Origin of the sequence: Lacticaseibacillus huelsenbergensis (assembly GCF_029726355.1) — a bacterium.
Lineage (GTDB): Bacteria > Bacillota > Bacilli > Lactobacillales > Lactobacillaceae > Lacticaseibacillus > Lacticaseibacillus casei.
In genome coordinates this window covers 1,744,729-1,768,584 of the sequence record NZ_CP120687.1, presented here as the reverse complement: position 1 = coordinate 1,768,584, position 23,856 = coordinate 1,744,729, and the positions used below count along the sequence as shown (strand labels likewise).

The window sequence follows — 23,856 nt, the reverse complement described above, 5'->3', positions numbered from 1 at the left end:
TGTTTTTTGTTGCATCATTGTTGCACGGATGTTGCATCTAGTTTCACTAGCGGACATATTTCAGCAAAAGCATAGAGAGCTTCTTGTGTTTGTCGCCAAAGGGTCGTTCGGTCAACATGCAAGTGAGCGGCTAACTGAAGGCTGGATTTACGTGTCGTCTTTGGAGTCAGATAGCTCTCAACTAAAATGATCCGGTAGTCTTCATTCTCTATAGATTCAATAGCGCCTTCACAGCACGCTATATAGTACAGCTCGTCAGCGTGCGATACGAGCTTGTCCTCGGCTTTATTTCCATAGCTAGGTGACTTAGGCATGCCGTCCATCACGGGACTTCTGAGCGCTATTTTGGTGCGTTGAGCGAGCCGCTTGTGATGCCAGTAGTTCCCCAAGACCTCTTTGGCGTTTTCAATTGTTTTATCATGATCAATTGGGCTAAAATATCTCGTTGCTCGCACCACTGCGTCCACTCCTTATGGTATGATTTGGTTGGGTTTGTAGGATAAGCGTGCCTTCGTGGTGCGCTTTTGTTTTTTGTGATATACCTGCTGTTCAAATAATTCGATTTGTTAGACTGAGTCGTCCTGTTAATCCAGGGCGACTTTTGCTATACTACCTTTGGAGATGCTTTCTTATGCGTGTTAACCTTATAAGTTGGGGGAACAATCTGATTCAAGCACCTCCCGCGCGTTGCTTATGTGACGCGCTTTTTGGTATACTGCATACGGAGGCCAACTCCTTTTAAATGATTCCATTTGCTATCAATCACGTGTACGTTTGGCCTCCAGAGCGCGTCAACACCCGGCGCGCTTTTTTGATGCTTTTAAATGTACTTTCAACATGTGCGTTTGCTATACTGTCATTGGAGGCCAACTCCTAATCTTTGATTTCATTTACTCTCAATCGTACGTCTGGCCTCCAGCGCGTCCCTCATCAGGCGCGCTTTTTATTTACATTGAATCAGGATTATTCCTGCTAATATTTAAGTTCGTTTGGATCGTCAATGTTGATTGGCAAGGTTAATACAATCCCGCCAGAAACTTCTGCAGCAGCTTCAGCGTCATGCCTTAGCACAAATAGTTTAGATGAATCAATTTCGCTTGATGTCTTAAATTCCTTGCTACATTTGCTGAAGTAAGATACATATTGCTTTTTGCCAATTCTGACGATGAAGACCGTGCTGCCAATTTGAACCGTCTTGCTGCGCCTATTGCTAACAAAATGATCAAAAAGCAGCCAAAAGAAGTATGCACATATGACTACAGTAATAACCGCGCAAATAAGTAGCTTTATTAATAACGAATTCATTTCATTTTCCTCTTTCCCAGTTAGCCCACGCCCATATTGAAGCAACTGCGATGAGCAAGATGACGGCAATCATTGCTTTGCTTCCAGCCTACGTCCGCACATCGGACAATAATTGATTGCAATCGGTTCATCAACCTCAGCATTATCAAATCCGACTGCGGTGCAGGTGTGTATTGCCGCACCATTTATTTTTTCAGGATGAACTCCGTCCCAACAGTTCCCACCAGACATACCTATTCGCAGAAAACTACCATCTTCTGCTTCAATAGGTTTATGCGGCTCTTGGCAATACTGACAGCTTTTCTGTTTCTTGGTTAAGGGGGTCGAATTCGACTCCCTTTCCACTTTATTAGCCATGTTATGTCTCCTTACGCAAGTACTGTCACGTGCTTGCTAAATTTTACAAGCTTCTCACTAAGGTATTCGGCAACAAGATCAATTGCTGTGTTCCGCCACGCATCACCGTCAGCACTAAAGAGCGCCAATTTTGGACCTTCATGCATCCGAAAGACAAAATCACTTTCCTGTTGCTCAACTTCCAGAAATGTACGATATGGCCGTAGTGAGATTGGATTCGGGACAACTACCTTGCCAACGGATGCCACACCACTGCGTGCGGTTGCAACTTGGCTTACACCGTCATCAACCATCGTCTGTGCAGATTCGTCTTTAAGATTACCAACAAATTTAAGCAACACTTTGCCATCCTCAGTGGTCATGAATTGTGCCTGCAGTGCGATGATGAATGATTCCGAATCCAGCCATTGACCGTATGGGTAGCAGGGATGCATTGCCTTGGCCTTGATCAAGACTTCCCGGTTGCCAAAATCATCGAGCTCTCCTAATACGAATACGCTGTTCTCATCGACTACTTGCACAATTAAGGGACTGGCAGAACGTTCGCTGACCTTCCCGATATAATCGACAACTGCAGTCAATGTGTGAACTTGTAACGCTTCGTTTGCTCCATCATTTGGTCTAAATTCCCTTATATCACCGTTACCATTAATCAAAAATTGACGATTTTTTGTTTCGATAATTCGTTTACCATTTGCAGTAACTGCCTGTTCTGCTGTGAATTTAAGTGCATCTGCTTCTGTTGTCATATTAGTTGGCCTCCTTGGCGTTCTTGATTTTTCGGAAATCAATCGGTGCGTCTGTTACCTTATCGTCTTTAATTGGGATACCTTTGTCGTCTTTTAGCGTACTATCATCTGGGTCGAAGTATTCCTGCCCTCGTGTACCTGACTTTAACTCGTTCATTTCCATATATCCGTCCTCGCCACGTCCAAGCAATACATTGGTGGTGACACTGATGTCTGGTACTAGCGTTGTTTTGACATCGGTTGTAAGCTTAACGACTCCGCTATCGTCAGGCTTAAAGTTAAGCGCAATGGTAACTTTTCGTGCTTTGCTCTGATCAGTATTAGGATCAAGAATGTTATTGGCAACCTGGGCCAATGCCTTTGTCAACTTTTCTTTAATGGCCCCATCAGCCAGTTCGTTCAGATTCAAATTTAATTTATCCATAGTATTTCCTCCTACTTTTTCTTTGCTAAATTCAAGCTTGTTCTCCTCAAAATAGCTTTCCGTCTCGTGACTCCAATGCCTTGATAACTCCAAATGTCCTTAAACAGTCATCTAGCGCGTTGTGAGTACGGTTTACTGGTATGCCTAGAACATTCGCCAGTCCTTGCAGCGGAGGCGTAGCATTAAAGCTATACCGCTTTTCAACGATGTCTGCGATGTCGATAAACTTCCAGTTCTTGGGGATGCCATGTGACCCCTTTTTAAATGTTTCTCTGATGCGGCCCGCATCGCCTTCAATCGACCAGCCCACAATGTCAATCGTAGTTCTCATCCAGGCCACGTAGTCACGCACTGTTTGCTGCAGGCTTGGTAAAGCTAAATAGTCGCTGTATCGCATGTTACTTGTCCTAATGATGTGAAGCTGATCAAATTTATCTGGTGATGGAATGAATCGGTTGAACTGATCTGCAATGTGCAGACCGTCTCGAATTCTGACTGCTGATATTTGAATTGCTCGATTACTGGTTGAGTTAAACTCCGTGTCCATAATCACGTATTCTTTCATCAAGGCAACGCCTCTTTTCGCTGATCTAGGATTCCTTTAACGCCAAAGCTATTTCCTTGGCCGTGCTTGGCCATACGGGACATAGTTCGCTCGCCGTACCTCTTATTCAGATCTTGTCCGTGCAAATTGGTTGTCACGATAGTTGCTTTGTCTTCCCGCATTCTGAAAACATCATCAGCCGTCTGGCGGTCAAAATCACTACCACGCTCGGAGCCTAGATCATCGATCACAACCACATCAGCCTTGCCAATCTCATGCATAATTTTCTCGTTCTTCATTCGCACATCTTGTGCATTAGCACTCATGCCAGACTTGAGTCTCTGCATTAAAGCGTTCCAGTCAATAAAAAGGCATGTTTTGCGATAACCGGTCTTGGCCTGAGTATCAATTAATATGCCGTTAGCAATATGTGACTTGCCAACTCCTGTGTCACCGATAATCAATGCGTGTACAACCTCGTTACGGCATATTTTGTTAGACAAACCGACAGCGAAGAGTTTCAACTGCTGCTGTCCAAGGCTGCCATCTGTATGGAAGTTGTTGAAATCCTTTGCAATAATCGCGTCTGTACTAAATACCGAATAAGCTAGGTAGTATCCAACGGTGCGGTTCTTGCGGGCCTCTTTTTCCATATCTGGCGTGACGTTTTTAGGCTCCGTGGGTGGCTGTTTATAGCCACAATTCATGCACACTCCGGCCATTTTTTTACCGGTTACTTTGCTCAATCCCTTCGGGCGATACAAGAGGCTGCCACAATCGGGACAACGTTCAGCAAATGTTTCGATCGCTGCTAAACGTCCTTGATTAGTTTCAAGATTGCTCATCACACGCCTCTTCTCTACCAAGGTAAGTCTTCATCTTGGACATCCCCTTGGTTTTGATAAACGTCTGTAGATGCTTGCCGTGACGTTGATTTTGACTTTTGGCGTTGTGTTCGTTGGGCTTCATAGGCCGTCACTGCCTCTAAACTAGTAAGCCTTAAGGATTCCCAATTTTTTAAAATGGCATTGACATAGCTATAACGACGCACGTTATTGTCAATTGCGTTGCTCATGGCCTGTTTGACTACCTGAACTGCCTGCTCGTCAGTTGAGCCAATCTTCTTGAAATCATCTACCCAGTACATGAGGTCTTCACGGTTCTTTGGGCTGATAAAACCAAAACCGTTTTTCTCCCAAAAATTAATGAGCTCCGGTTCCCCTAATGTTGTTGTATTATTAATACTTGTATTATTCTCTGGACAGTTTTCTGACCGGGGGTGGGTCAATTTTCTGACCGAGGGGGGTAAGTTTTCTGACCGAGGGGCTAAACTAATAAATCTTTGTTCAACCTCCTTACTTCCACTTTTATATTTGATGACTCTGCGGATATATGAATTGTCTTCGAGACACTTTAGCCAACTTTTGATAGTGCCGATGCTAACCGAATAGAGCTTTGCAAAATAGTCATTCGATGCCCAGCAGTAACCGTTCTTATTGGTGAGTGCCGTGATCTCGCCATACAAGAGCTTGGCTCCTTGTGGCAGCTGTTTGTCATAGCGCACACCTGCTGGGATGATTGCATAGTAACCAGGCTTCTCATTCATGATCGACACCGCCTTCATGAAAGCATTGATCGGCAATGTTTTGGCGAACATCCATTAAGTCTGCTTCGAATTTGATCATATCGAGTGATGTTTGACCCAAGATATCCATGTATTTTTTAAAGTTGTCTTTTAGGAACAGCCGGTCTTGAATCTTCTCACCATCGGTCATGTGAGGATCATCATCCCTGAATAGATCGCACTTGGTTTCTGCCCATTCTCTCAAATAATCCAAAAGGTACTGATCAGTTCTTACTTTGTATGCAAGTGATTCAAGACGGTCAAGTTGCTTGCCAATTTCTCTGGCCATTGTTTTACCTCATTTCTTTCTGTGATATAATGAGGTCAATCAATGTGAAACCTCATTTTTGGCCGTTAAGTGTGCTAGCGCTTAGCGGTTTTTGTTTTGCCAATTATTTCGTTGATTAAGCTGTGAATAGAGCATATTGTTTGCTCCCTTTTGTGCGATAATCACGAAGAGGTGATTAGAATGAATAAATACGAACTCTTTTCCAGCGTCGTACAAGCTCTGACTTCGATAGTGGCTGTTGTTCTATCAACAATCGCTTTAATACGAAGTTCTAAATCAGAACGTGATGCAAACAAGCCGTACATCGTTTCTTTTCTTAAAGTTGTCAGATCTTCGCAAACTACAATAATTTACCTAATGATCAAGAACTTTGGCCGAACAGGAGCAACAATCTTATCAGTCAAGGCTGATCCGGCTATTGACAGTGGGCAACTAAAGTTTGAAAACAACCCTTTTGAATTATTTTCTAATCAGCTGATAGCACCCGACCAGACCTATGCAGCCGTTATTTCAGTCAAAAACTCAGAAATTGAGTTAAAAACCAGAAAGTTTTCTTTGTCCATAACTTATTCAGATGAGTTTGGTAAAAAAGAAACAAAAGACTTTTTGCTTAACGCTGATGTGGCCACGTCCTTCGACCACATCACGCCGGTACCAACAAAAACAGATGAAGTAGCGAAATCCATTTACATAACGAGCGCGGAAAGACTATTTAATCAGTTTTAATTCAGCGTATTGATCAAGATCTATCAAGTCTAAAATTGCTTTTGCTTCCGCAAGATTGCTCGTATGCCTACTCAAAGTCGCGACAATACCATCAACTGCCATTTGAACATCATTGGCCGAAACACTAATACCATCGCCAAATATTGGAGAATATTTTTTGTTCAATTTGGTCTCCGGGCTATTCAATCCACTTCCTCCAATTTCCGCTGTGGCCTAAGCAGTGGCCAACGATCACGCCGAAGCCACCAGCAATTAGTAAATAACCAATCATTATTTACCCTTCTCTCTAAGCGACCTTGAAATCTCTGAGAACCATTTGTCTAAGAAGTCGAGCCATGGTTTCGGATGAAACAGATACCCCTTTTTGCCAGGCGGTGGATATGAAACCACGGTATCTTGCAAGAACTTGTGGAAGCGTGGGACGTTCAAGATATTGTTAACTACCCACGTGTTGTTATGTCCTTCGACATAGCTTGTTGCGGTGGTGAGCGTCCACATGCCTCGTGCTGCTAGCTTGCGTTTTAACTCTTGGTTCTCCTCAATCATCTTTGCCAGTTCTTCTTCTTCAACCGCTAAATACTTTTTGCTTGAAATCTGATCATCTTCAACAACCTGCAACAACGGCATGGCATTTTCTCCTTTCCTGTGATCGCCTCCTGACGGATAATGAAACCGAAAGGAGGTGAATCTTCATGGTGCAAGTCCCTTATTATGACAATCCGGGCGGAGCTCTAGCTGTTACAGTCGAACTTCCGCACGCTGCGAACGTTTACTTGGTGGATCACGCAAACTTCAACGCTCACCAACGTGGTGACCACTTTACATATTTCGGAGGTCACTATGATGAGTCCCCAGTTACAATTCGGGTTTCTGGAGCTGGCCGTTGGTATCTGATTGCCGAAAATGGGTCAGGCGAACAATACCGTTACACCTGGTCTAAATAGTTGCGTTGTTCTGATAGTGAGACTTCACACGTGCTACAACTGATTCAAAGTTGGCAAATGTGAAGCCTTTTTGTTTGAGAAGATCAATGACCATTCCAGTTACTTGGTCTTCAACATCTTTGTCCTGTACTTTAACGACATTGGTTAACTTTTCCTTTGGGCGTTCATTCATTTAGATAGCCTCCTGTTGTTGGTCCTCCAATAATGAAATCTCGCGTGCTTTCATGAGAGTTGCTGTTGATGGCGTCCAATTCTGGATAAAGTCATCAGCCTTATCGAAGTCTTTCTTACGTAACTGTGTACGTATCTTGATTCCGATGTAGTCATTTAGTCCGTGGTTAATATCGCGATAAAAGAGGCTGCGCTGTTTTGCGTTAAGTTTGCAGTGATGTACGTCCAGATAATTTGCAACAGCTCGATTGACTTGTTTGCTGATGTAGTTATATTCACCTGGTGCCAGCAAAGCCTTCTCTTCCAGATCAGTTACACGACCATCAAGCTTTTCAATCCGTTTTACAGTTCGAGTAGCAACTTCCATGGTTAAAGCAAGCTTTTCTTCTGGCGTCTGTGGAAGCCGTGTTTTCGGATTAAAGTAGTTCTCCTCCAGACTGTCGAACATATCCCAAGCCTGATCTGTACCAAGCATTTTTGAGTGACGTGCGGCGCAGCGGCGAGTCCAGAGATATAGAGCACTTGCATTTTTCCCAACGAACCCACAATTTGTCGGTTCGTTCTTGAATGCCCGAAGTTGCTCCCCTTCCAGCTTGAAGAAGTGCTTTCCTTCAATGAACTTATTCGAGTTTCGTTTAAAGTTCATTTGAACGACTCCAACAGTCGTTCCGTACAATTCTGCAAGTTGTTCGGTTGTCAGTACACGCTGGCCGTTTTGTTCAATTGGTTGTGGTTCATTCAATGCGTTTCCTTCTTTCATGAATTTTCATAGTTTGCTGCCCTCCGTCAGTGGGATAATAGTTCATAAGACTTGTGGTCTGAAGTCAAGGGAGTGATTCAAATTATCTAGACTTGTTTCATTTTTCAGAGGGTATACTTCCCCCAGCCCAGGGATTTAGTAATTTCTCTAGGTGAATCTAAAGCCCTAACTTGACGCTTGGCGCGCTAGACCGCTTTGGCTGGTTTATACAACTCGTGGTTTTTAAGTAATGCATAGATCACGCGTACCAGCTTTCTTGCAGTCATGACACAAGCACGTCGGTGTTGATATTTTGGCACCTCCCGGTATTTCTTGTCGTAAAATCTGGCAAATGTGGGATCATGCGCTCTTACCGAGTTGGCAGCTTCAATTAGGTAATAGCGTAAGTACTGATCGCCGTTATGCGTGCGCGGCGTTAGTTGCCGCTCACCGTTTCCGGATTGACTTCTGCGCCAAACCAGTCCGGCATAGCTTGCCAAACTAGCTTCACTCGGAAACCGTTCAATCTGACCAATTTCAGCCAGTAGTCCAGCCGAGTAGACTGGGCCAACGCCTGGAATACTTTGCGTTGACTGTGAGCCATCAATGACGGCACACAGGTCGGTGATGCTCTTGTCTAGGGCTTTTAGTTGCTTTTGTAACATCCGGATCTGGTTGATGTAAATCGCCATGACCTGGTCAACAGAATCGGCAACCGTCTTGCTCAAGCGATAAGAGCTACGGATGGCTTTTTGTAAGGCCTTAGCGATCGCCTCTGGGTCACCAAAGCGACCGTGGGACAATTGGTTAAGATCTTGAGTAAGCGTCTGTAAGGGCATCTGAGCGATTTCGTCCAGTGTGTACTTTTCACCGCTAAGCACCGTCATCATCGTGTTTCCGAACACAGAAGTCGGTAGCTCAGCTTCCAGTGTGTTCAATCGGAAGTACAGATTGTTGAGGAAGTGGTTTTTGCCATCTGTAATTTGTTTGACGACGTGATACCGTTCGCGGGTGAGCCGCTGTAAGGCAATGTGTTTCTCGTCGCGGGTCACTGGCACTTGATACCGGCCAATGCGCAGAAAGTCTGCGATGTGGAAGGCATCAATGGTATCAGTCTTGTCGTCATCGAACAATTGGCTGTAACGATGAGTCATCTTGGGGTTCAACGTGACGACAGTGGCATCCAACGCACTGAGCGCTGAGCTTTGTTCAAAGTAAAGTGTGGGGTGGATGTTGTACACCGAGGTGGCTTCCATGCCAATCACGATCTTTAGTGAATCATCTTGGCGTTTAGCCCATTCCAGGATTAATTTCTCAATTTGGCCGGCCCCGTCAGGGGTATTCGTGGTCTTGTCCTGGAAAATAACCTTCTTGGCAGAATCCAAGCCACAGTAATCAAGCTTTGCTTTTGAAACATCAATACCAACATTCAAGTTCATCGAATTGGACCTCCTTTCTGTTCTGATTTATGGATAGGCTTGGGCGCTGCGCGATATTCCCTAATTATGAACCTACAGTACTTCCTCGCAGTATGAGCAGTCTGTCTGAGGATCAGTAGCTGCTCGGTGAAACGCGAGTCACCGAACTGATCTCCAGCCCCCGCAGCTTGTGGTTTGTGCTTGTTCGATTCATCTGGGCGGCAGTCTCGGGGTGAAGTCTAGCAATAGCTAGCAACAGGAGGGAAAAGCCTATACCAGTTGGACCCAAATCCAATGAACAACTAGAGAATATCACGCAACATCCAAGTACGGAGCTATCCAAGAACTTGGTTGTAATTTAAATATACGAGGAGGGAATGTAATGTCCAAACCAATTGATGCCGTAGCTGTTGAAAATATATCTAAAATCTTGGGAGAATATACGACTGGGCCCAAAATCACCAAAATGTTTTCTTTGCTTGGATTTTTCGATTATGATCTTCAAAGACAAACTGACAATCAATGGTTCAAAGCGTCTACCAAATGGCGTCGTTTAGACGAAATAATTAGGCACGAGTGTAATGCTTCACACAATAGTCGCCCCTTTTTTAGAGCCATCCAGTACATTGCTCGACCTCAAGACTTTATTTCAAAGCCAGAAGAATGGGGCCGCCTACGATATGAGATAAATGAATGCCTTATTTTTTATGGTTATTGTTTGGATGACAGTGGAAGAATCGCATCAGCAAAAACCGCGACTACGTTTTCTGAAGCCCAGCTACGCTTAAAAACTCTTAGCGCTCGACTTACAGAACTCAATGTTCACCCTCTAGTGATGAAATTCTGCAACGAACAATTTCTTCAAGGCGACTACTTTCACGCCATCTTCGAAGCAAGCAAGGGTGTCGTTAATCGAATTCAGCAACTTTCAGGCATACAAAAAGATGGCAATAGTTTGGTAAGCACCGTGTTTTCGGACAAGCAACCAATACTCGTTATTAAGGGCAACATGCTTGCAACGGAAACCGACAGAGACATATATTCCGGATTACGTAACCTTCTTAGAACCGTAATATTTCTTTATCGAAATCCCAAAGCCCACACCCCTAAGATTTACGATCCCTCCAGTGTCGATGATGCTGTCCAAGCGTTTGTTATCATGTCCGCAGCACAGACAATGCTTGATTCAGTTGTTAATGTCAGAGACTTCCTCTAGCCTTGTTGCCACCAGAAGGCCCAATACCGCCATCCCAAGGATGCTAACTTGGAATGTGGCTTTTGGGTTTCTTTTTTGTAGTTCTTGACTAACAGCAGACTCAAATAGATCTAACGTTTTGGACGTAACCACTGGAAGCTCATTGCGAATTGCATCAATCGGCTTGATCATTTATCTTCCTCCCTATTCCACATGAAGTTTGATTAGCCCGTTCATACCGTCATCTTCTTTTGCTGTGACTGCTTATATTTGACGTATTCAATAGCTCGCTTCCAACGGTCTTTGTCGATCTGATTAGCAGTTAATCCCTGACCGTCAGTCATCTTTTTAACCAGAATTGCCATTACCTGATCACTGATACCGAGAAATTTCGCAATGTCGAGCTGTGACAAATTCAAATGTAATAAGTAGCCTTTCCAGTCATTACGATTAGCAGTCCAATTGAGCTGAACGTTTACCATGTACTCACCTCCCTTACATTTAAAGAATCAATCAAGTTGTTGCATTAATTTATCACGAGTGGTAAATTAATGGCATAGCAAATAAGACAGATGATCTACTTATCCACCGTTATCGCCAAAGACATGGATGGATTAGCTTGTTGATGTTTGCTTAATTACTTGATGAATTCATAGTAAACCACACGTGATAAATTGTAAACCACTTGTGATAAATAATTCGTCATGACCGGGAGAACTCGTCTCATGAGTACTTACGACAGAATAAAAACACTAGCTTCAAATCGAGGGTGGTCACTCCAAAAATTAGCTCTGAAAGCAGGTATAGGCATTAACAGCATCTATCGATGGAAAAAGATGACCCCATCTACCGAGAATGTTCAGAAAGTTGCTGATGTTCTTCAAGTTTCTGTGGATTATTTACTTGGCAATACGGATAACCCCAATCCTGACAATGAAGGTTCTAAACCTGTTGATCTGTCAGGAACAAACATCTTTACCTATCAAGGACAGCCTGTTCGCCAAGACGATTGGGAAATCATTCAAGCTATTTTGGAACGACGCAATAATAGCAGCAAAAAGCGTGATCGTCATGAATGATCATATAGAGGACTTGTTGAATCAGGTGATTGACTATGCTTGGGATCACAATATAGGCTGCTCGACTATCCCCTTACACGAGGACCAAGGCCCTTTGGTTGATACAGAAGCTCGCCTAATTATTCTTAACAACAAATGGCCGAATGCAAATGAGTTGCCATTTCAAGCAGCTCATGAATGTGCACATATTCTCAACGGGGATAACGGTAAGCTTCGATACACAAATCAATACACTAAAAGCCGTACAGAGAATGGAGCCAACCAACGTGCGCTATCAATTATCGTTCCAATGTATTTCGCAGACATTCCAGAAGAATCAGCAAACATTGACCAATTCATGAATGATTTAGCGATACCGCAATGGTTAGAGGATTCTGCCGTTCAATGCATTGAACGGTTTTATGAAAACTACTGACTGTTCATTGTTGAATTAGCTTGCAACCAACTGGTAAAAGCAGATGATATCAGTATAATCGGAAAAGTCATTAATTAATTGTAGAAAGATGTTGATGTTGGATTATGACAAAAATATGCACATTATTAGATACTCAAGACTCTCAGATTTCTGAATGAATGAATCTGTTACCGGAAGACCAGGTTGATGCAGGGCAAGCATATGATGGTCTCGGCAACTCCGAAATTATTGATACTGCTTTTGAAAATAAGATATGGCAACTAAGTAAGTTTGCTGCCTTAAATCAACCAGTTTCAGTCGATATTGATGGGAAAGTATATGCCGAAATTAGGCAAACTAAGTACTTCATTGGAAAGATACCGAACGACAAAGTCAAAACATTCTCAGCCTTGTATCTAAATGACAAAGTGGAACTGTGGGTATCTATACACGGGGGGACATATAAACAAACAAGTACACGAAGCGATGGTTCTATTACTGTCAAAACTTATAGAGACCCAGTAACTTTAAAACTTATCGCCGAAGATCAGCAACCAGCTAAGACGCTCAACAATAATTCCGGTGAAGAATGGTCTGAAGTCGGCAAAAAAATGTACGCAGCAAAAAGAAAGCCTTATTGCCTGAATTGTAAACATCAGCTTAAAGGCGAGCGCTTTTGCCCCACCTGCGGGGCTAAAATAATTTATCCAGGTGAACATCAGAACGGTATGCCAATCAATTCATGGGAAAAAGTTGCCAATGGTGCTGATAAGTTTTCACAATCAGTTGACAAAACCGGGAAATTTTTTAGCGACTTCGGTTGTGCGATGACTTTAGGATGCACAATACCAATTATTATAATAATTATACTGTTCGGTCTTATTTAGTCCCTTCCCCAACGCAAGCGGCGTCTCCGTGCAAGCCGGAGAGTGGGGCTTGTGCCACATACCAAGTAAAGGATGTGAGTCATCATGCTAAAAAAGATAGTTGCCATCTTACTCATTGTTTTGTTGGCTGGCGCAACAACCGCTTGCGCTAGTGATCAAGACGATGATCAAAATGTCGAGCAGTTTAACTGAGTGTTGGCTGGATACAAAAAACCCCCGGCCGCTGTGGTCGAGGAGCAATTAGATTATGTGGAGGAAAAGAAATTGCAAAAAGACAACTCAGATAAAGCTAAAAGTTTGCCAGATAAAAAATCCGGCCTCTTTTTCGACAGAAATGTACAAAATCGTTCAATCAAATTAGTTCACAAAGACCCTGTTCCCCCCAAACCAAAGATGCCGGATTCGGCATCTTCTAAGAATAAGGATTGATTCCGATAATATAAATTTTCAATTGTCGGTCGAAGTCAATGATTTGTTCACTGTTTTGTGGAGACTCATCATATTTTTTCTGTGCCAATTTCACGGTCCAATCCTGTCCATATGTCATCAACCCGATTTGTTGAGTTGGGTCGTCGCTTCCAGGTAGGCGATTGGCGTAACCACTAGAGATAAGCTTGTCGCTAAAGTCGAAAATGATGACAAGCTTTTCCTCACTGTATTCTTTATTTTTTAATGCCTCAACTAGCGGCGACCCTGGCAATACGGTGGCAACGTGAAATTGTTCTTGTATCCATATCAGGCATGAATTTCCTAGCTTAATTAAGAAATAGTAAGTGAAGGCTAATGGAACAGACAAAATCAGCGTAACTACGAAAAGGCCAAATTCACTCCAGAAGCTGTGACCAACTGTTCCCCAGATTTGCTGGTAAATTGCGAGGCCACCAGCAGCATTCAGCATAGATATCAGAATCAAAGCGATAGTACGATCTGCCTGTCTTGCTGGCAAATCGAAATGAATAGCATCTAGCTTATCGAGCCATATGAAAGTCAAGAACCCAGGGATACCCGCTAAGATTAGTTGTTGCATTTCCATGATTTATACTCACCTAATTTCTTTTTGCATGAATTTCATTCACTTAATTATATCACAAAAACCCACACAGATTGTAGGGGGTAAAGCCTATGAAACCAATTACAGTAATCTCTTATAAGTTTGGCGAAAAAACTTGGAAAAATTTTGAAGGAGAACCGATCAAAAAATATGAGCACTCAGTTCTCCTAGACATTTCAGACACCGAAGTCTTCACTGATAAAGAAAAAACAGAACTAAACGACAAGATCGTTGTCCCCTTTTCTAGAATTAGAGAAAAACGATTCATCAAAGATATTCCGCTCAGTAACGTAAACGAGGCACTTAACAAGAAAAAAGCAGGCAGGAAATAGCGCAAAAAGCGCCTACCCCACCGACCAAAGTGAACGGGTAGACGCCTAACAAATACTCGGAGTCATAAGGCTCTTTGTATACTCGATTTTACCAGAAAAGGAGGCAATTCGCATGGCAACATTTAGGAAACGCGGCAAATATTGGGAATACCGGGTTAAGTATACGGACTCCGCCGGTAAACAGCTGGTTGCTTCACACGGCGGGTATCGGCTTAAATCATCTGCGCAAGATGCTGCGGAAGCTGTAGAAGATGACCTCAAACGTGGTGGCGATCCATCAAAACAAGACGTTCTGTTACTTGATTATTGGGATCAATGGGCTGAAGCATACCGAATCAATGGCAAGTCAATCAACACTGTATACCGTTACAAACTTTTCAGAAAGCACCTAAAGAGCCGATTTGATGGCCGAAAGCTTAATTCTATTCGACCTATCGAATGGCAGAAATTTATTAACGATTTTGCTGCTGGCAAAGATCGCAAGGAGAAAACCACACGAAAGCGGCCACGTGAGCGTTCGAAAGATATCGTTACCAAGATGAACAGCTATGTTCGTGGGATGGTAAAAGCGGCAATCAATGAACGCATTCTATTTTCTGATTTTACCTTTGGAACGAAGACATCAGGCGTGCGCTCTAGTGGGAAAGTAAAGGTGCTAGACAGCCGTGATTTCGCTAAGGTTAAAGCAATTGCTATTGAACGGGCTTCGTACCGCAATATCGGGGCGCTTGCTGTTTATATTGGCTCGATGACTGGCATGCGAATATCTGAAGTGTTGGCTTTAACTTGGCCTGACATCGATACTAAGCTCTGCGTCATTCACGTTACGCGTTCTTGGGATCATTTGTATGGAACAGGATTCAAACCAACTAAAACTGATTCGTCAGTTCGCGACATTGAGATATCGCCCAGCGTCATTGAGCTTCTTAATAAGATCCATCAGGAACAAGCAGCATCTTATCTTCGTACTGGATATCGTGACGAAGACCAGATGATTATGCGTGATCCACGTCACAACGTGATTACAGACAGCGCATGTAACAAAGCCCTGCACGTCATTCAGAACAAAGCTGGGATCCCTGAAGATAAGCAGATCACCTTTCACGGGTTGCGTCATAGCCACGTCAGCTACTTGATCAGCAAAGGCGTCGACATCTATTATATTTCAAAGCGGTTGGGTCATTCAGACGTGACTATTACGATGAAAGTCTATGGTCATTTGTTAGACTCACAGAGAAAACAAGAAGCACATAAGGCCGTGTTATTCATGGATCAGCTATGATTGTGTTTGTCCCCTTTTTGTCCCCCGAAAAATAAAAACAAAGTAACTATAAAGATACCTAAATTGCTGTAAATGCTGATACATAAGCTTTTTAAAAAGCTAAAATAACCTAAAGAAAGCTAAATAATGCCTCCACCGGGATTCGAACCCGGATCTGTGGTTTCGAGGACCATTATGCTATCCGTTGCACCATGGAGACTTACGAGTTTTATTATAGCGCTTTTGCCTTTGCGGTGTGGGTTTTTACCAGCATTGTTTTCAAGAGAGTCTTTAAGCCATCAGTCTGTCCGTACGTATCTAAAGACTTTTTGTGTTCAAGTTTATAAGTAAAAAAACACCTGGTGGTTACCCACCAGGCACTACTACTTTTGGTGTCTATCAATCGCCCGTACTTTCACGGTGATAGCATTTCAGTTGGGGATAGACGTCTGTTCAACAAAATCCATGTTTAAAATACTATCTTTTAGATTGCCGAATCAACCTTTCCTGATATTCTAATCGAATTCACAAGATACATAACTCACTTTTGTTGACCCCTCATGTCGATAAATGAGTCTCTCCGTATCGCGTTGTCTTCAATTATCCATTTTCAAATCTCGATACGCCTCGTACTTATCTTGCCAAAACTGAGAAGGTTGCATATATCTACCTTTTGTAAGGATTATATACGCGTATAGTCGACCGTCCGCAGTAATACCAACGATACCCGGAACAGCTGCTCCAGCGCGTAAATAAGAAGCCTCGTACTTAAAGGTTGCGTCGACTCTTTCATCATCCTCAGTAACATCAGTACCTTTCCCCGTAAGTTCGATATCAGAACCATCAGATTCAGTAGCAGCAGAAATAACCCATTTTGCAAAATCATCCTCAGTAGGAAAGATATCCGTGACACCTAAATTTTGAACCTTCCTCATTTTGTCTTTGGTATTTGTAACTGACCATTGATTCATTAAGCTTGGATAGTGATCCCCTGCATCTTCTGAGCCCAAACTCAGAGGTTCTATAGAACCAATAGCATCGCTTCGTAACTCATTTTCAGAAATAACTGTCAAGTTGGCAGTTTTAATATTTTCAAATGGGCTTCTCGCGATTGTGGTGTACTGGTAATACTCAGCTTTTGGTCCTTTATACAGAGGTGTGAAAGATGAAAAGATCAGGCTTATTTTGCGACCACTTGAAGACAACGTGTAAGTCCCCTCAGCGGACGTCACCGTATGAATAGGGTCTTCAAGTGTTGCAAACTGAAAGATAAACTTCCCAGCCTTAAAGGAGATTAATATGCCTCCAGTTCCAAATGTTCGGCCTGAAACCCAACCTCCAGATTTTCTATACTTTGCTTCTTCAGCATCATAATGTTTTGTATAGTTCACCGTGGCCTTTTTGGTTGGATAGAGCTTCACGCCATTCACCGACCCAATGAGGTGTTCTGCTCCAATCTTAATATCAATTGGATGATCTTCGGCTTCATTGAGTGGACTTTCTGAACTCGAGTCATGTCGCTCATAAAATGCGGTTGGTGCTTCCCCGGCTGTCAAGGCATTATCGCTGGCAAAACGTTCTTCAGTCACTCCTTTGATAGTCATCACAATTTTTTTGCTCTTCCGATCTATCGTGTAAGTGCCTTTCTCAGTAAAACGGCCTGCATAACCTTTCGAGGCAATGATATCTTGCACAAACTGACCATTTTGGCCGAAATGTATGCTGTATCGGTAAGTCGGATCCTTGGTTGTTCCTTTGCCGACATAAACGCCGGCAAAATCGCGCCCCACAACTTTCATTATGTTGGATTTTGACTCAATAACTTTACTTGTCTTGCTTGGCGGTGATGTTGATGAATTGCATCCGCTTAAAAATAGAATGCTTATCAAGCTAAATAATGTAAATATTTTCCTCATAGTCACTCCTTACCGTCATTTACGACTACCAAGGAATGTATCCTTCAGCAATAAGTTGATTTGCCGGTTTGGAAAGTGCTCTGTCCACTGGTACGTAACCTATGATAGTTCCATCTTTCATCACTGCGATACCAACCATTGCTTTGCCTTGAGTCCAAATTGACTTTTGCATATTGGGGTCATCATAGCCGGAAACAATCCAACCATCAAGGTCGTCTTTAGTCTTAAGCATGTGATTGCTAATGTAGTAATTTCCCTCAAAGACATTGCCTATCCCCTGCCGGTTAGCAGAATCTATCACATCCTGATCAGTCACACCTGCTGCGGACTTTAGAACCGATAAATACTGTTCCTGTTTTCCGTGAAAAGTAAACGGTGTGACATCCCAATTAAATTTTGGCTTTTCACCAAAGTCTTGTAATGCCAAGAACATGCCATTGTCCAGCTGAACGACTGATAATCCCTCGTCCGTATAAGTCCCCAGCATATTTGCATTGTGATCAGCGGAGTTTTTCCACTGTGCAAAAGCACCCTGAGCAACAGACTCAACATCATGTCCAGTAGTTACTAAAAGATTTTCTGCCATGTGGTAAGAATCATATTGTTTTAGATGTGGCTCAAAACTAAATATCTGTCCACCTGGTAGGTAGTGATCAGCAGCATTAATTCCTCCTTTATTAGCTGCATCTGCCTCTTGTTGAGCTCTAACAGCTGATCCGGCTTGTAAATTTGGATCCTGCTTTAGCGGCAATTCTCCATTTTGTTGGCGCCACTCATTCACAAGTTGCGCTAATCGGTTCGCAATAGCATCTGTATCTAATTTGTATACATGAAGCTTATAAACAAAGATGACCGTATTACCATCAGGACTCACTCTTATCGTCTGAGTGTTTGGCCCTTGTAAGTCATATCCACCGTATTGCGTTGCTTCTGCAACATAGTTCGTACCAATCTCGGCTTGAACAGAATGTGAACCCATTACTCGACCGTCAGCATTTTTTTCGATAACAGTAACGGTTGAATAAACGGGGGTGGGCTTATGCTTCTCATAACCGAAAGAAACTGTATTTCCTTCCGCCGAAACCACCACCTGTTGAGACTGCTCTCCAATCAAGTCGTACCCGTCAACTGCCGGTGCATGGACCGTATAGGTAGAACCTATTTCTGCGTCAACAACACTTGTCTTCAGTACACCTCCATCAACTTCCCGAGCAACAATAGTCACTTTAGCAGTCGTTGGAATCACTACTGATTTTTTATAGACGCTAGTGGTTGTGATAATTGTGGTCACGTCACCATTATCCGCAACACTATTAGTAGATGTGTCAGATGACTTAACCAAGTCATATCCATCAATCGACTGCAGCGACTGCCCTTGTTCATTAACATTAATAACTACATGTTTGGTTGTTCGTGCAATCTTGTGGTATGTCACAGTTGTCGTGTATGTTGTAACGGTGTCGCCGTTTTCTGCGGTCGCTACTGATTTAACAGGTGTACTTGTAGTCAACTTATGAAAATCAGTCGTAGAAACTTCTTGTCCTAAATCACTACCTGCTTCATCAATATTCTTAGTCACCGTCTTGTTAACATTCACTATCTTATGCCACACAAAGGTAGTTGTAACCGTCGTAGTTGTATCGCCATTACTAGCTATAGAAGTATTCCTCGCTTCAGACGAACTCATCCGTTTGTACTTGGAAGTATCTGGATTATTACCTAGCGCGTGATTGGTCTCATCAACATTCGTTGTCACGGCTTTATTCGTATTCACAATCTTATGGTAAGTGATAGTACTGGTATAGGTTGTAACAGTATCCCCATTCGGTAACTTTTGAACATTAGTTTTCTCTGGTTTTGACTCAGAGATTTTATGATATTTAGTGGCATCAGGTTTATCGCCTAATGAATTACCTTGTTCGTCGATGTTTTTAATCACATACTTGCTTGTGTCATGCACACCAGCTTTTTTCTTATAACTAAAGGTTATCGTATTGCCATCTACAGATACGGTTACGGACTGACTATTATTACCTTCAAGTATATACCCTTCTATTTGGGGAGCAGCGACCTCGTAGTTATCACCGACATTTCTTGTTAATGTCTGAATTGGTTTTATAACATCACCGGTGTCAGCATCCACATACTTAACGGTAATAGTGCCCGTTTTTGAGTTTACAGGTGATTTTTTGTAAACATTTGTAGTCGTTAAAATTGTTGTTACATCACCATTATCAGCCACAATATCTTTATAAGTGGTTCCCGTCTTTAAAAGCATTAAGCCTTCTGTGGACGCCAACTCATTGCCGCTCTCGTCAACGTTATGAATCACTCTTTGCGTTTTCCGAGCGATTTTATGATACGTAACTGTCGTTGTGGTGGTGCTCATTGTATCGCCGTTCGACATTGTTTGAACTTCTGTTTTGCTTGTAGACGTTAATAAACGATATTTACTTAAATCCGGCTTATTTGGTAACGTGTCCCCTTGATCATCTTTATTGATTATTACAGACTTAGAAATGTTTTTCACGACACGTTTATACATAAATTCTACAGAAGTATTCCCATTGTCAAGTTTTACATGCTTAACCGTTGACACGCCATCAACTAATTCATATCCGGCAACCTGTGGCGCAGAAACTGTTACATTAGAACCGACTTTCCCCAAGATATTTCTCGTCTTCAGAATTTTGCCATCCGGACCAATGGCTTTAATCGTTAAGGTAACTGCCTTATCTGTTGAGGATTCTGGAGTGGTTGGTTTGTCGGTCCCAATTGGCATTGTGGAAATTGAAGTACTGGTTTGTCCCCCACCAAAGGTAGAAGTCGTCTGCCCCACTTTAACATCTTCTGTCTTTGAGGGTACCACTTTAGTGCCTTTATCCGTCTGTACCGCCACTTTATCCGAGGAGCTTGCAACTGCTGGTTTAGAAGGATTTAAATTATACGTTTGCGCGTTACCATTACTGCCTTTGGTCGTCACTGTCGCGTTCTCTCCGCTTCCTTGAAGATATAACTTCGCGCCAGCGTAAATCAGATCAATATTAGCAATACGGTTGATTTGAGCTAGCCGCTCAACGCTTGTGGTAATCCCAGATTCATTGAGTGCCTCGCTAATTGTAGAAAGTGTATCCCCCCATTTAATATCATAGATCTTTTTATTTGATGCTTGGATTTGTGCCTTTATCTCGCTTACCGGGCGTAACGTCCAAACCTGATTAGTTCTCGCGTGCGCTGTGGTAACCTGACCTGAGGGTTCCTTTTCACTAGTTCGGGCACCGACGATTTGGGTGGGGCCGCTCGTAACATAGGCCAAACCGCCCAAAGCAGCACTGGTCATCCCAATAACCACCCAGCCGAGATGTTTGGAGTGTACTAACCGTTTATGTGCTACCCTTTCCGCCAACGCTAATTGAAGCTGACGTTCTTTTCTTGTCATTTGCATTTTTCTTTCTCCTCCATGAATCTTTACTTAATTAAAAACCAGATCAGAAAACCAAGCGCTGCGATGATTAAAATCACCCAAAGATATTGGATGATGAAAGCTAATACCCCAAAAAGGATGGCGATTAAAATGATCCAACCGATGCATCCACAACCATCATGGTTATCTTCTACCCAGTGAAGCTCTTGAAATGTTTTCCCGGGTTCCCAGTGTCCACCTGCGATAATTAAATCCCCCTTCTTATAATAACTTCAAAAACTATCTGTCATTTTCACATTCTCCCAACCAATGCGTAAACCTACACAACGTTTAGTAAATACTTCTGCCATAAAACTTTTTGTTTCCGTTCGGCTCATAATCGTTGATGTTTAAGGGGTATTAAGCTTATTCGCATAACCTCCTTCAATAAACAAAAGCAATTACATCGTTTTTATCAAACTCCGCTGCAATCAAAGAAGTCACTTTCTGGTTCCGAAATCTTGAACAGCAACGTACATTCCATCATTGCCAGAACTTACACCAATACCAACATCTGTATATCGCGGTTCAAGCATGTTCTCATCATGCGGTGCGTCGGATTTCCATTGATCCATCAGTTTCTGGGCAAGTGACAAATTGGTATCTTCATCTTTACGCCAATTTGCACCAGCATTTTCCCCATCTACGAATCCTGCAAACTGCTTCAAATTTGCTTCCTTGTCAAAATCTTCACCATCCGGTAGTTGATGATCAAGTTCCTGCCCAGCGTTAAGCGCTTCCGCCTCTTGTTCTGAACGGACTTTGGCACCTGCCATCAAATGTGTATCTACGCGTAAAGCGGGCAACCCCTTTGAAACACGATATTGATTTAATAATGTGATCAGATTTTGAGTGACGACATTAATGTCAATTGGATTCGGAACTTTTTTATAAACGAATGTTACCCACAAAGCGGAATAAGCCGTCACTGTTTGCTGTTTAGCACCCTGAACCTCATAGCCAGGAATATCAGGCGCATCAACTGTAATTTCATCCCCGATATTGGCCGTCTGGGTATAGCGCTTCAGCTCACGATGACCATCGTCCTCTGCAATAATTGTGATGTCAGTCGGATACTTTTGCTCATCTTGCTTGTGATATTTGAAAGTAACAGTCATGCCATCTTGAGCTGTCACTGTTTGCTGTTGTGCGCCCTGTAAATCATAGCCATCAACAGTTGGTGCTGAAATGGCAATCTGCTTCCCAACTTGAGCTGTTTGGGTCTCACTTTTCAGTACTGTACCATTTTCATCAACTGCCTGGACTTTAATATTTGCTGAAGCCGGTACTACAACATGTTTTGTATAAGCAAAAGTAACTGTTAGCCCGTCTTTAGCAGTAACTGTTTGTTGTGATGTGCCTTGCAAATCATAACCATCAATCATAGGCGCGTTCACTGTGACACGCTCACCAATACTGGCTGCTTTAGTATCTGATTTCAAAAGATGGCCGCTTTCATCAACTGCCTTAACTTGAATCGTGGTGCTCTTCGCAGGCGCTTGATGAACTTTATATGTGAACGTTATAGTTGCCCCATCATGCACTGTCAAGGTCTGTTCCTTGTCGCCTTGAACATCATAACCATTAATAACTGGAGCTGTTACTGTCAGCAATTTGCCTGACTCACCAGATTTAAGAAATTGCCCGATTTCGTTGCCACTTTCATCAACTGCTTTAATGGTTATGGCAGTTGCCGAAGGATTGGTTTTTTTAAACTTAAAGGTCACCGTTTGAGCGTCCTTATTGAGTACAAGATCTTGAGTATCCGCACCAACCAACGTGTAACCAGCATCTTTCAGTTGTTCCCCAAATGCATCCGCCACTGAGAATTTCTGATGACCAGTGTTTTTAATGTCGGTATAGCGTTTGCTCAAAATCATCTTACCGGTGTCGGCGTCAACCGCATTGACAATGACATCCTTAGTCGTTGGAATCGCAATATAACCCACATTAACCACCAAACCAGGTTTCACAACAAAGGGCCAGTCAGCCTTTCCGATGCGATCATACTCAACCCCATCAACTGTAAAACTCTCCGGCGCAGTATAAGTGCCTTCTTTTCCGATTACAGCTTTGAACTGCGCTAATTGTTTAACTGTTTTCCCCATAACTACAGCATTTACAGTAACTGTTGTTTGCTTAGCGGGATCATCTGTGTTTCCTTGGTTTCCAGGTCCAACCGGCTTAACGGGTTGGGTCGAGTTGGTCACAGCCTTGCTGGCATCATAGGTGCCATTACCAGGAGCCTGATTTGTTTGATTCTTTGAGTTCAAGGCATTACTCGACCCGTTTAAATGCGCGTTAGTTTTATTAGTCGAGCCTTTAGTGCCAGCTGGCTGTGTCGATGTTTGTGTACTCGTCTTCGCCCGATCTGCTGGGTTTACAGTAGCTGGTTTGGCTGGATTCAGGTTATAAGTTTGATTCGTTCCTGTTGAATCTTTGGTTGTGACCGTTGCATTATCACCTGTACCAGCAATACGCAATTTAGCCCCGGCATAAATTAAATCAATATTTGCGATATGATTGATCTCGGCTAAACGATCAACACTGGTCGTAACTCCTGATTCGTTCAATGCCTCGCTGATGGTCGATAAGGTATCCCCCCATTTAATGTCATAGACAGTTTTATCTGATGCTTCGAATTGTGCTTTGATATCAGCTACTGGACGCAAAACCCAATCTCTCCCACCAGATGATTGTGTCTGTGTCACCTGGTTTGTCTTGATGTTATTATTAGCTGATGCGCTAACGACTTGTCCCGTTGTATTGGTTGCTCCAAGGGCTGCCAGTGTCACGCTAGCCATACCAAGTGTCAACCACCCCAGGCGCTTGGAATGAACAAGCCTTTTTCGCTCGATTCGTTCCTCCAGCGCCATCTCCATTTGACGTTGTTTGCGGGTCATTTCCATTGTTCATTTCCTCCTCCGACTAACTAACTGCTATTTTTAGATGCGCAGTCGTGTAGTATTAATTCCAACTTGTAATAGG

The 23,856-nt window shown here is 42.9% G+C and carries 29 protein-coding genes and 1 tRNA gene; 9 read left to right on the top strand and 21 right to left on the bottom strand.

Translation table 11 applies throughout. From position 1 onward, the window contains the following. Positions 1-14 precede the first annotated feature (14 nt). The 9 genes from LHUE1_RS08060 to LHUE1_RS08020 form a co-directional block, all read right to left on the bottom strand. Positions 15-458: an ArpU family phage packaging/lysis transcriptional regulator gene (locus LHUE1_RS08060; protein ID WP_010493154.1), complete on the bottom strand. Its 444-nt coding sequence runs from the start codon at positions 456-458 to the stop codon at positions 15-17. A 514-nt stretch (positions 459-972) separates the two neighbouring features. Further along, on the bottom strand, positions 973-1,305 hold the full coding sequence (locus LHUE1_RS08055) for a hypothetical protein (protein ID WP_003586929.1): 333 nt from the start codon (positions 1,303-1,305) through the stop codon (positions 973-975). Between the two features lie 69 nt (positions 1,306-1,374). After that, positions 1,375-1,662, bottom strand: a complete 288-nt coding sequence (locus LHUE1_RS08050) for a hypothetical protein (RefSeq protein ID WP_010493149.1) — start codon at positions 1,660-1,662, stop codon at positions 1,375-1,377. A gap of 11 nt (positions 1,663-1,673) precedes the next feature. Continuing rightward, positions 1,674-2,411: a hypothetical protein gene (locus LHUE1_RS08045; RefSeq protein ID WP_003572217.1), complete on the bottom strand. Its 738-nt coding sequence runs from the start codon at positions 2,409-2,411 to the stop codon at positions 1,674-1,676. Between the two features lies 1 nt (position 2,412). Then, positions 2,413-2,835 (bottom strand): hypothetical protein, encoded by a 423-nt coding sequence (locus LHUE1_RS08040; RefSeq protein WP_003564822.1) that lies wholly within the window; start codon positions 2,833-2,835, stop codon positions 2,413-2,415. A gap of 46 nt (positions 2,836-2,881) precedes the next feature. Next, positions 2,882-3,400: a 3'-5' exonuclease gene (locus LHUE1_RS08035; RefSeq protein ID WP_003574016.1), complete on the bottom strand. Its 519-nt coding sequence runs from the start codon at positions 3,398-3,400 to the stop codon at positions 2,882-2,884. Next, positions 3,400-4,224 (bottom strand): ATP-binding protein, encoded by an 825-nt coding sequence (locus tag LHUE1_RS08030; RefSeq protein ID WP_003574014.1) that lies wholly within the window; start codon positions 4,222-4,224, stop codon positions 3,400-3,402. Before LHUE1_RS08030 ends, LHUE1_RS08035 begins: the two co-directional genes overlap by 1 nt. 14 nt (positions 4,225-4,238) lie before the next feature. Beyond that, the gene (locus tag LHUE1_RS08025) at positions 4,239-4,985 is read right to left on the bottom strand and encodes a DnaD domain protein (RefSeq protein WP_003589923.1); all 747 of its coding nucleotides are present in this window, start codon (positions 4,983-4,985) and stop codon (positions 4,239-4,241) included. Further along, positions 4,978-5,292 carry a hypothetical protein gene (locus LHUE1_RS08020; protein ID WP_003661649.1) on the bottom strand — a complete coding sequence of 105 codons (315 nt, stop codon included), beginning with the start codon at positions 5,290-5,292 and terminating at the stop codon, positions 4,978-4,980. Before LHUE1_RS08020 ends, LHUE1_RS08025 begins: the two co-directional genes overlap by 8 nt. Positions 5,293-5,472: 180 nt before the next feature. Here LHUE1_RS08020 and LHUE1_RS08015 point away from each other — a divergent pair, with 180 nt between their 5' ends. Then, complete coding sequence (locus LHUE1_RS08015; RefSeq protein WP_003586921.1) at positions 5,473-6,018, top strand: hypothetical protein; 546 nt, start codon at positions 5,473-5,475, stop codon at positions 6,016-6,018. On the opposite strand, the gene LHUE1_RS08010 is transcribed toward LHUE1_RS08015, so the two are convergent. Both LHUE1_RS08010 and LHUE1_RS08005 read right to left on the bottom strand, forming a co-directional pair. Then, complete coding sequence (locus tag LHUE1_RS08010) at positions 6,001-6,204, bottom strand: hypothetical protein (RefSeq protein ID WP_003572201.1); 204 nt, start codon at positions 6,202-6,204, stop codon at positions 6,001-6,003. The two genes, LHUE1_RS08015 and LHUE1_RS08010, sit on opposite strands and share 18 nt — an antisense overlap. An 84-nt stretch (positions 6,205-6,288) precedes the next feature. Beyond that, on the bottom strand, positions 6,289-6,645 hold the full coding sequence (locus LHUE1_RS08005) for a DUF771 domain-containing protein (RefSeq protein WP_003586919.1): 357 nt from the start codon (positions 6,643-6,645) through the stop codon (positions 6,289-6,291). Between the two features lie 65 nt (positions 6,646-6,710). Between LHUE1_RS08005 and LHUE1_RS08000 the strand changes: the two genes are divergently transcribed. Further along, positions 6,711-6,962 carry a DUF1883 domain-containing protein gene (locus LHUE1_RS08000; protein ID WP_003606636.1) on the top strand — a complete coding sequence of 84 codons (252 nt, stop codon included), beginning with the start codon at positions 6,711-6,713 and terminating at the stop codon, positions 6,960-6,962. On the opposite strand, the gene LHUE1_RS07995 is transcribed toward LHUE1_RS08000, so the two are convergent. From LHUE1_RS07995 to LHUE1_RS07985, 3 genes are all read right to left on the bottom strand, one after another. After that, complete coding sequence (locus tag LHUE1_RS07995) at positions 6,955-7,134, bottom strand: hypothetical protein (protein ID WP_003572193.1); 180 nt, start codon at positions 7,132-7,134, stop codon at positions 6,955-6,957. The genes LHUE1_RS08000 and LHUE1_RS07995 overlap by 8 nt on opposite strands. Further along, positions 7,135-7,893: an ORF6N domain-containing protein gene (locus tag LHUE1_RS07990; RefSeq protein ID WP_279280233.1), complete on the bottom strand. Its 759-nt coding sequence runs from the start codon at positions 7,891-7,893 to the stop codon at positions 7,135-7,137. A gap of 185 nt (positions 7,894-8,078) precedes the next feature. Beyond that, positions 8,079-9,311: an IS110 family RNA-guided transposase gene (locus LHUE1_RS07985; protein ID WP_039639065.1), complete on the bottom strand. Its 1,233-nt coding sequence runs from the start codon at positions 9,309-9,311 to the stop codon at positions 8,079-8,081. Between the two features lie 361 nt (positions 9,312-9,672). On the opposite strand from LHUE1_RS07985, the gene LHUE1_RS07980 reads away from it, so the two are divergent. Continuing rightward, positions 9,673-10,506 (top strand): TIGR02391 family protein, encoded by an 834-nt coding sequence (locus LHUE1_RS07980; RefSeq protein WP_003586916.1) that lies wholly within the window; start codon positions 9,673-9,675, stop codon positions 10,504-10,506. Here the strand turns inward: LHUE1_RS07980 and LHUE1_RS07975 are convergent. Both LHUE1_RS07975 and LHUE1_RS07970 read right to left on the bottom strand, forming a co-directional pair. Beyond that, entirely contained in the window at positions 10,477-10,677 is a 201-nt protein-coding gene (locus tag LHUE1_RS07975; RefSeq protein ID WP_003572187.1) for a hypothetical protein, read from the bottom strand. The genes LHUE1_RS07980 and LHUE1_RS07975 overlap by 30 nt on opposite strands. 41 nt (positions 10,678-10,718) lie before the next feature. Further along, the gene (locus tag LHUE1_RS07970; RefSeq protein ID WP_003574003.1) at positions 10,719-10,967 is read right to left on the bottom strand and encodes a hypothetical protein; all 249 of its coding nucleotides are present in this window, start codon (positions 10,965-10,967) and stop codon (positions 10,719-10,721) included. A 243-nt stretch (positions 10,968-11,210) separates the two neighbouring features. Between LHUE1_RS07970 and LHUE1_RS07965 the strand changes: the two genes are divergently transcribed. The 4 genes from LHUE1_RS07965 to LHUE1_RS07950 all read left to right on the top strand — a co-directional run bounded on the left by LHUE1_RS07965 (position 11,211) and on the right by LHUE1_RS07950 (position 13,274). Beyond that, positions 11,211-11,564: a helix-turn-helix domain-containing protein gene (locus tag LHUE1_RS07965; RefSeq protein ID WP_003572184.1), complete on the top strand. Its 354-nt coding sequence runs from the start codon at positions 11,211-11,213 to the stop codon at positions 11,562-11,564. Further along, a complete protein-coding gene (locus LHUE1_RS07960; protein WP_003572182.1) occupies positions 11,557-11,979 on the top strand; it encodes an ImmA/IrrE family metallo-endopeptidase in 423 nt (140 codons plus the stop codon). Before LHUE1_RS07965 ends, LHUE1_RS07960 begins: the two co-directional genes overlap by 8 nt. 158 nt (positions 11,980-12,137) lie before the next feature. After that, positions 12,138-12,845, top strand: coding sequence for a putative zinc ribbon protein (locus tag LHUE1_RS07955; protein WP_279280232.1), 708 nt, complete (start codon positions 12,138-12,140; stop codon positions 12,843-12,845). 192 nt (positions 12,846-13,037) lie between these two features. Next, on the top strand, positions 13,038-13,274 hold the full coding sequence (locus LHUE1_RS07950) for a hypothetical protein (RefSeq protein WP_003572177.1): 237 nt from the start codon (positions 13,038-13,040) through the stop codon (positions 13,272-13,274). Here the strand turns inward: LHUE1_RS07950 and LHUE1_RS07945 are convergent. Beyond that, complete coding sequence (locus LHUE1_RS07945) at positions 13,258-13,878, bottom strand: hypothetical protein (RefSeq protein ID WP_279280231.1); 621 nt, start codon at positions 13,876-13,878, stop codon at positions 13,258-13,260. The two genes, LHUE1_RS07950 and LHUE1_RS07945, sit on opposite strands and share 17 nt — an antisense overlap. Before the next feature lie 89 nt (positions 13,879-13,967). On the opposite strand from LHUE1_RS07945, the gene LHUE1_RS07940 reads away from it, so the two are divergent. Further along, complete coding sequence (locus LHUE1_RS07940; protein ID WP_003573997.1) at positions 13,968-14,228, top strand: hypothetical protein; 261 nt, start codon at positions 13,968-13,970, stop codon at positions 14,226-14,228. A gap of 112 nt (positions 14,229-14,340) precedes the next feature. Next, the gene (locus LHUE1_RS07935; RefSeq protein ID WP_003569067.1) at positions 14,341-15,510 is read left to right on the top strand and encodes a site-specific integrase; all 1,170 of its coding nucleotides are present in this window, start codon (positions 14,341-14,343) and stop codon (positions 15,508-15,510) included. 127 nt (positions 15,511-15,637) lie between these two features. On the opposite strand, the gene LHUE1_RS07930 is transcribed toward LHUE1_RS07935, so the two are convergent. From LHUE1_RS07930 to LHUE1_RS07915, 4 genes are all read right to left on the bottom strand, one after another. Further along, positions 15,638-15,709, bottom strand: a tRNA-Arg gene (locus LHUE1_RS07930). 376 nt (positions 15,710-16,085) lie between these two features. Further along, entirely contained in the window at positions 16,086-17,405 is a 1,320-nt protein-coding gene (locus LHUE1_RS07925; RefSeq protein ID WP_049169699.1) for a hypothetical protein, read from the bottom strand. A 25-nt stretch (positions 17,406-17,430) separates the two neighbouring features. Next, positions 17,431-20,844 carry a MucBP domain-containing protein gene (locus LHUE1_RS07920; protein ID WP_449273589.1) on the bottom strand — a complete coding sequence of 1,138 codons (3,414 nt, stop codon included), beginning with the start codon at positions 20,842-20,844 and terminating at the stop codon, positions 17,431-17,433. A 464-nt stretch (positions 20,845-21,308) separates the two neighbouring features. Continuing rightward, positions 21,309-23,777, bottom strand: coding sequence for a MucBP domain-containing protein (locus LHUE1_RS07915; RefSeq protein ID WP_049169701.1), 2,469 nt, complete (start codon positions 23,775-23,777; stop codon positions 21,309-21,311). Positions 23,778-23,856 lie beyond the last annotated feature (79 nt).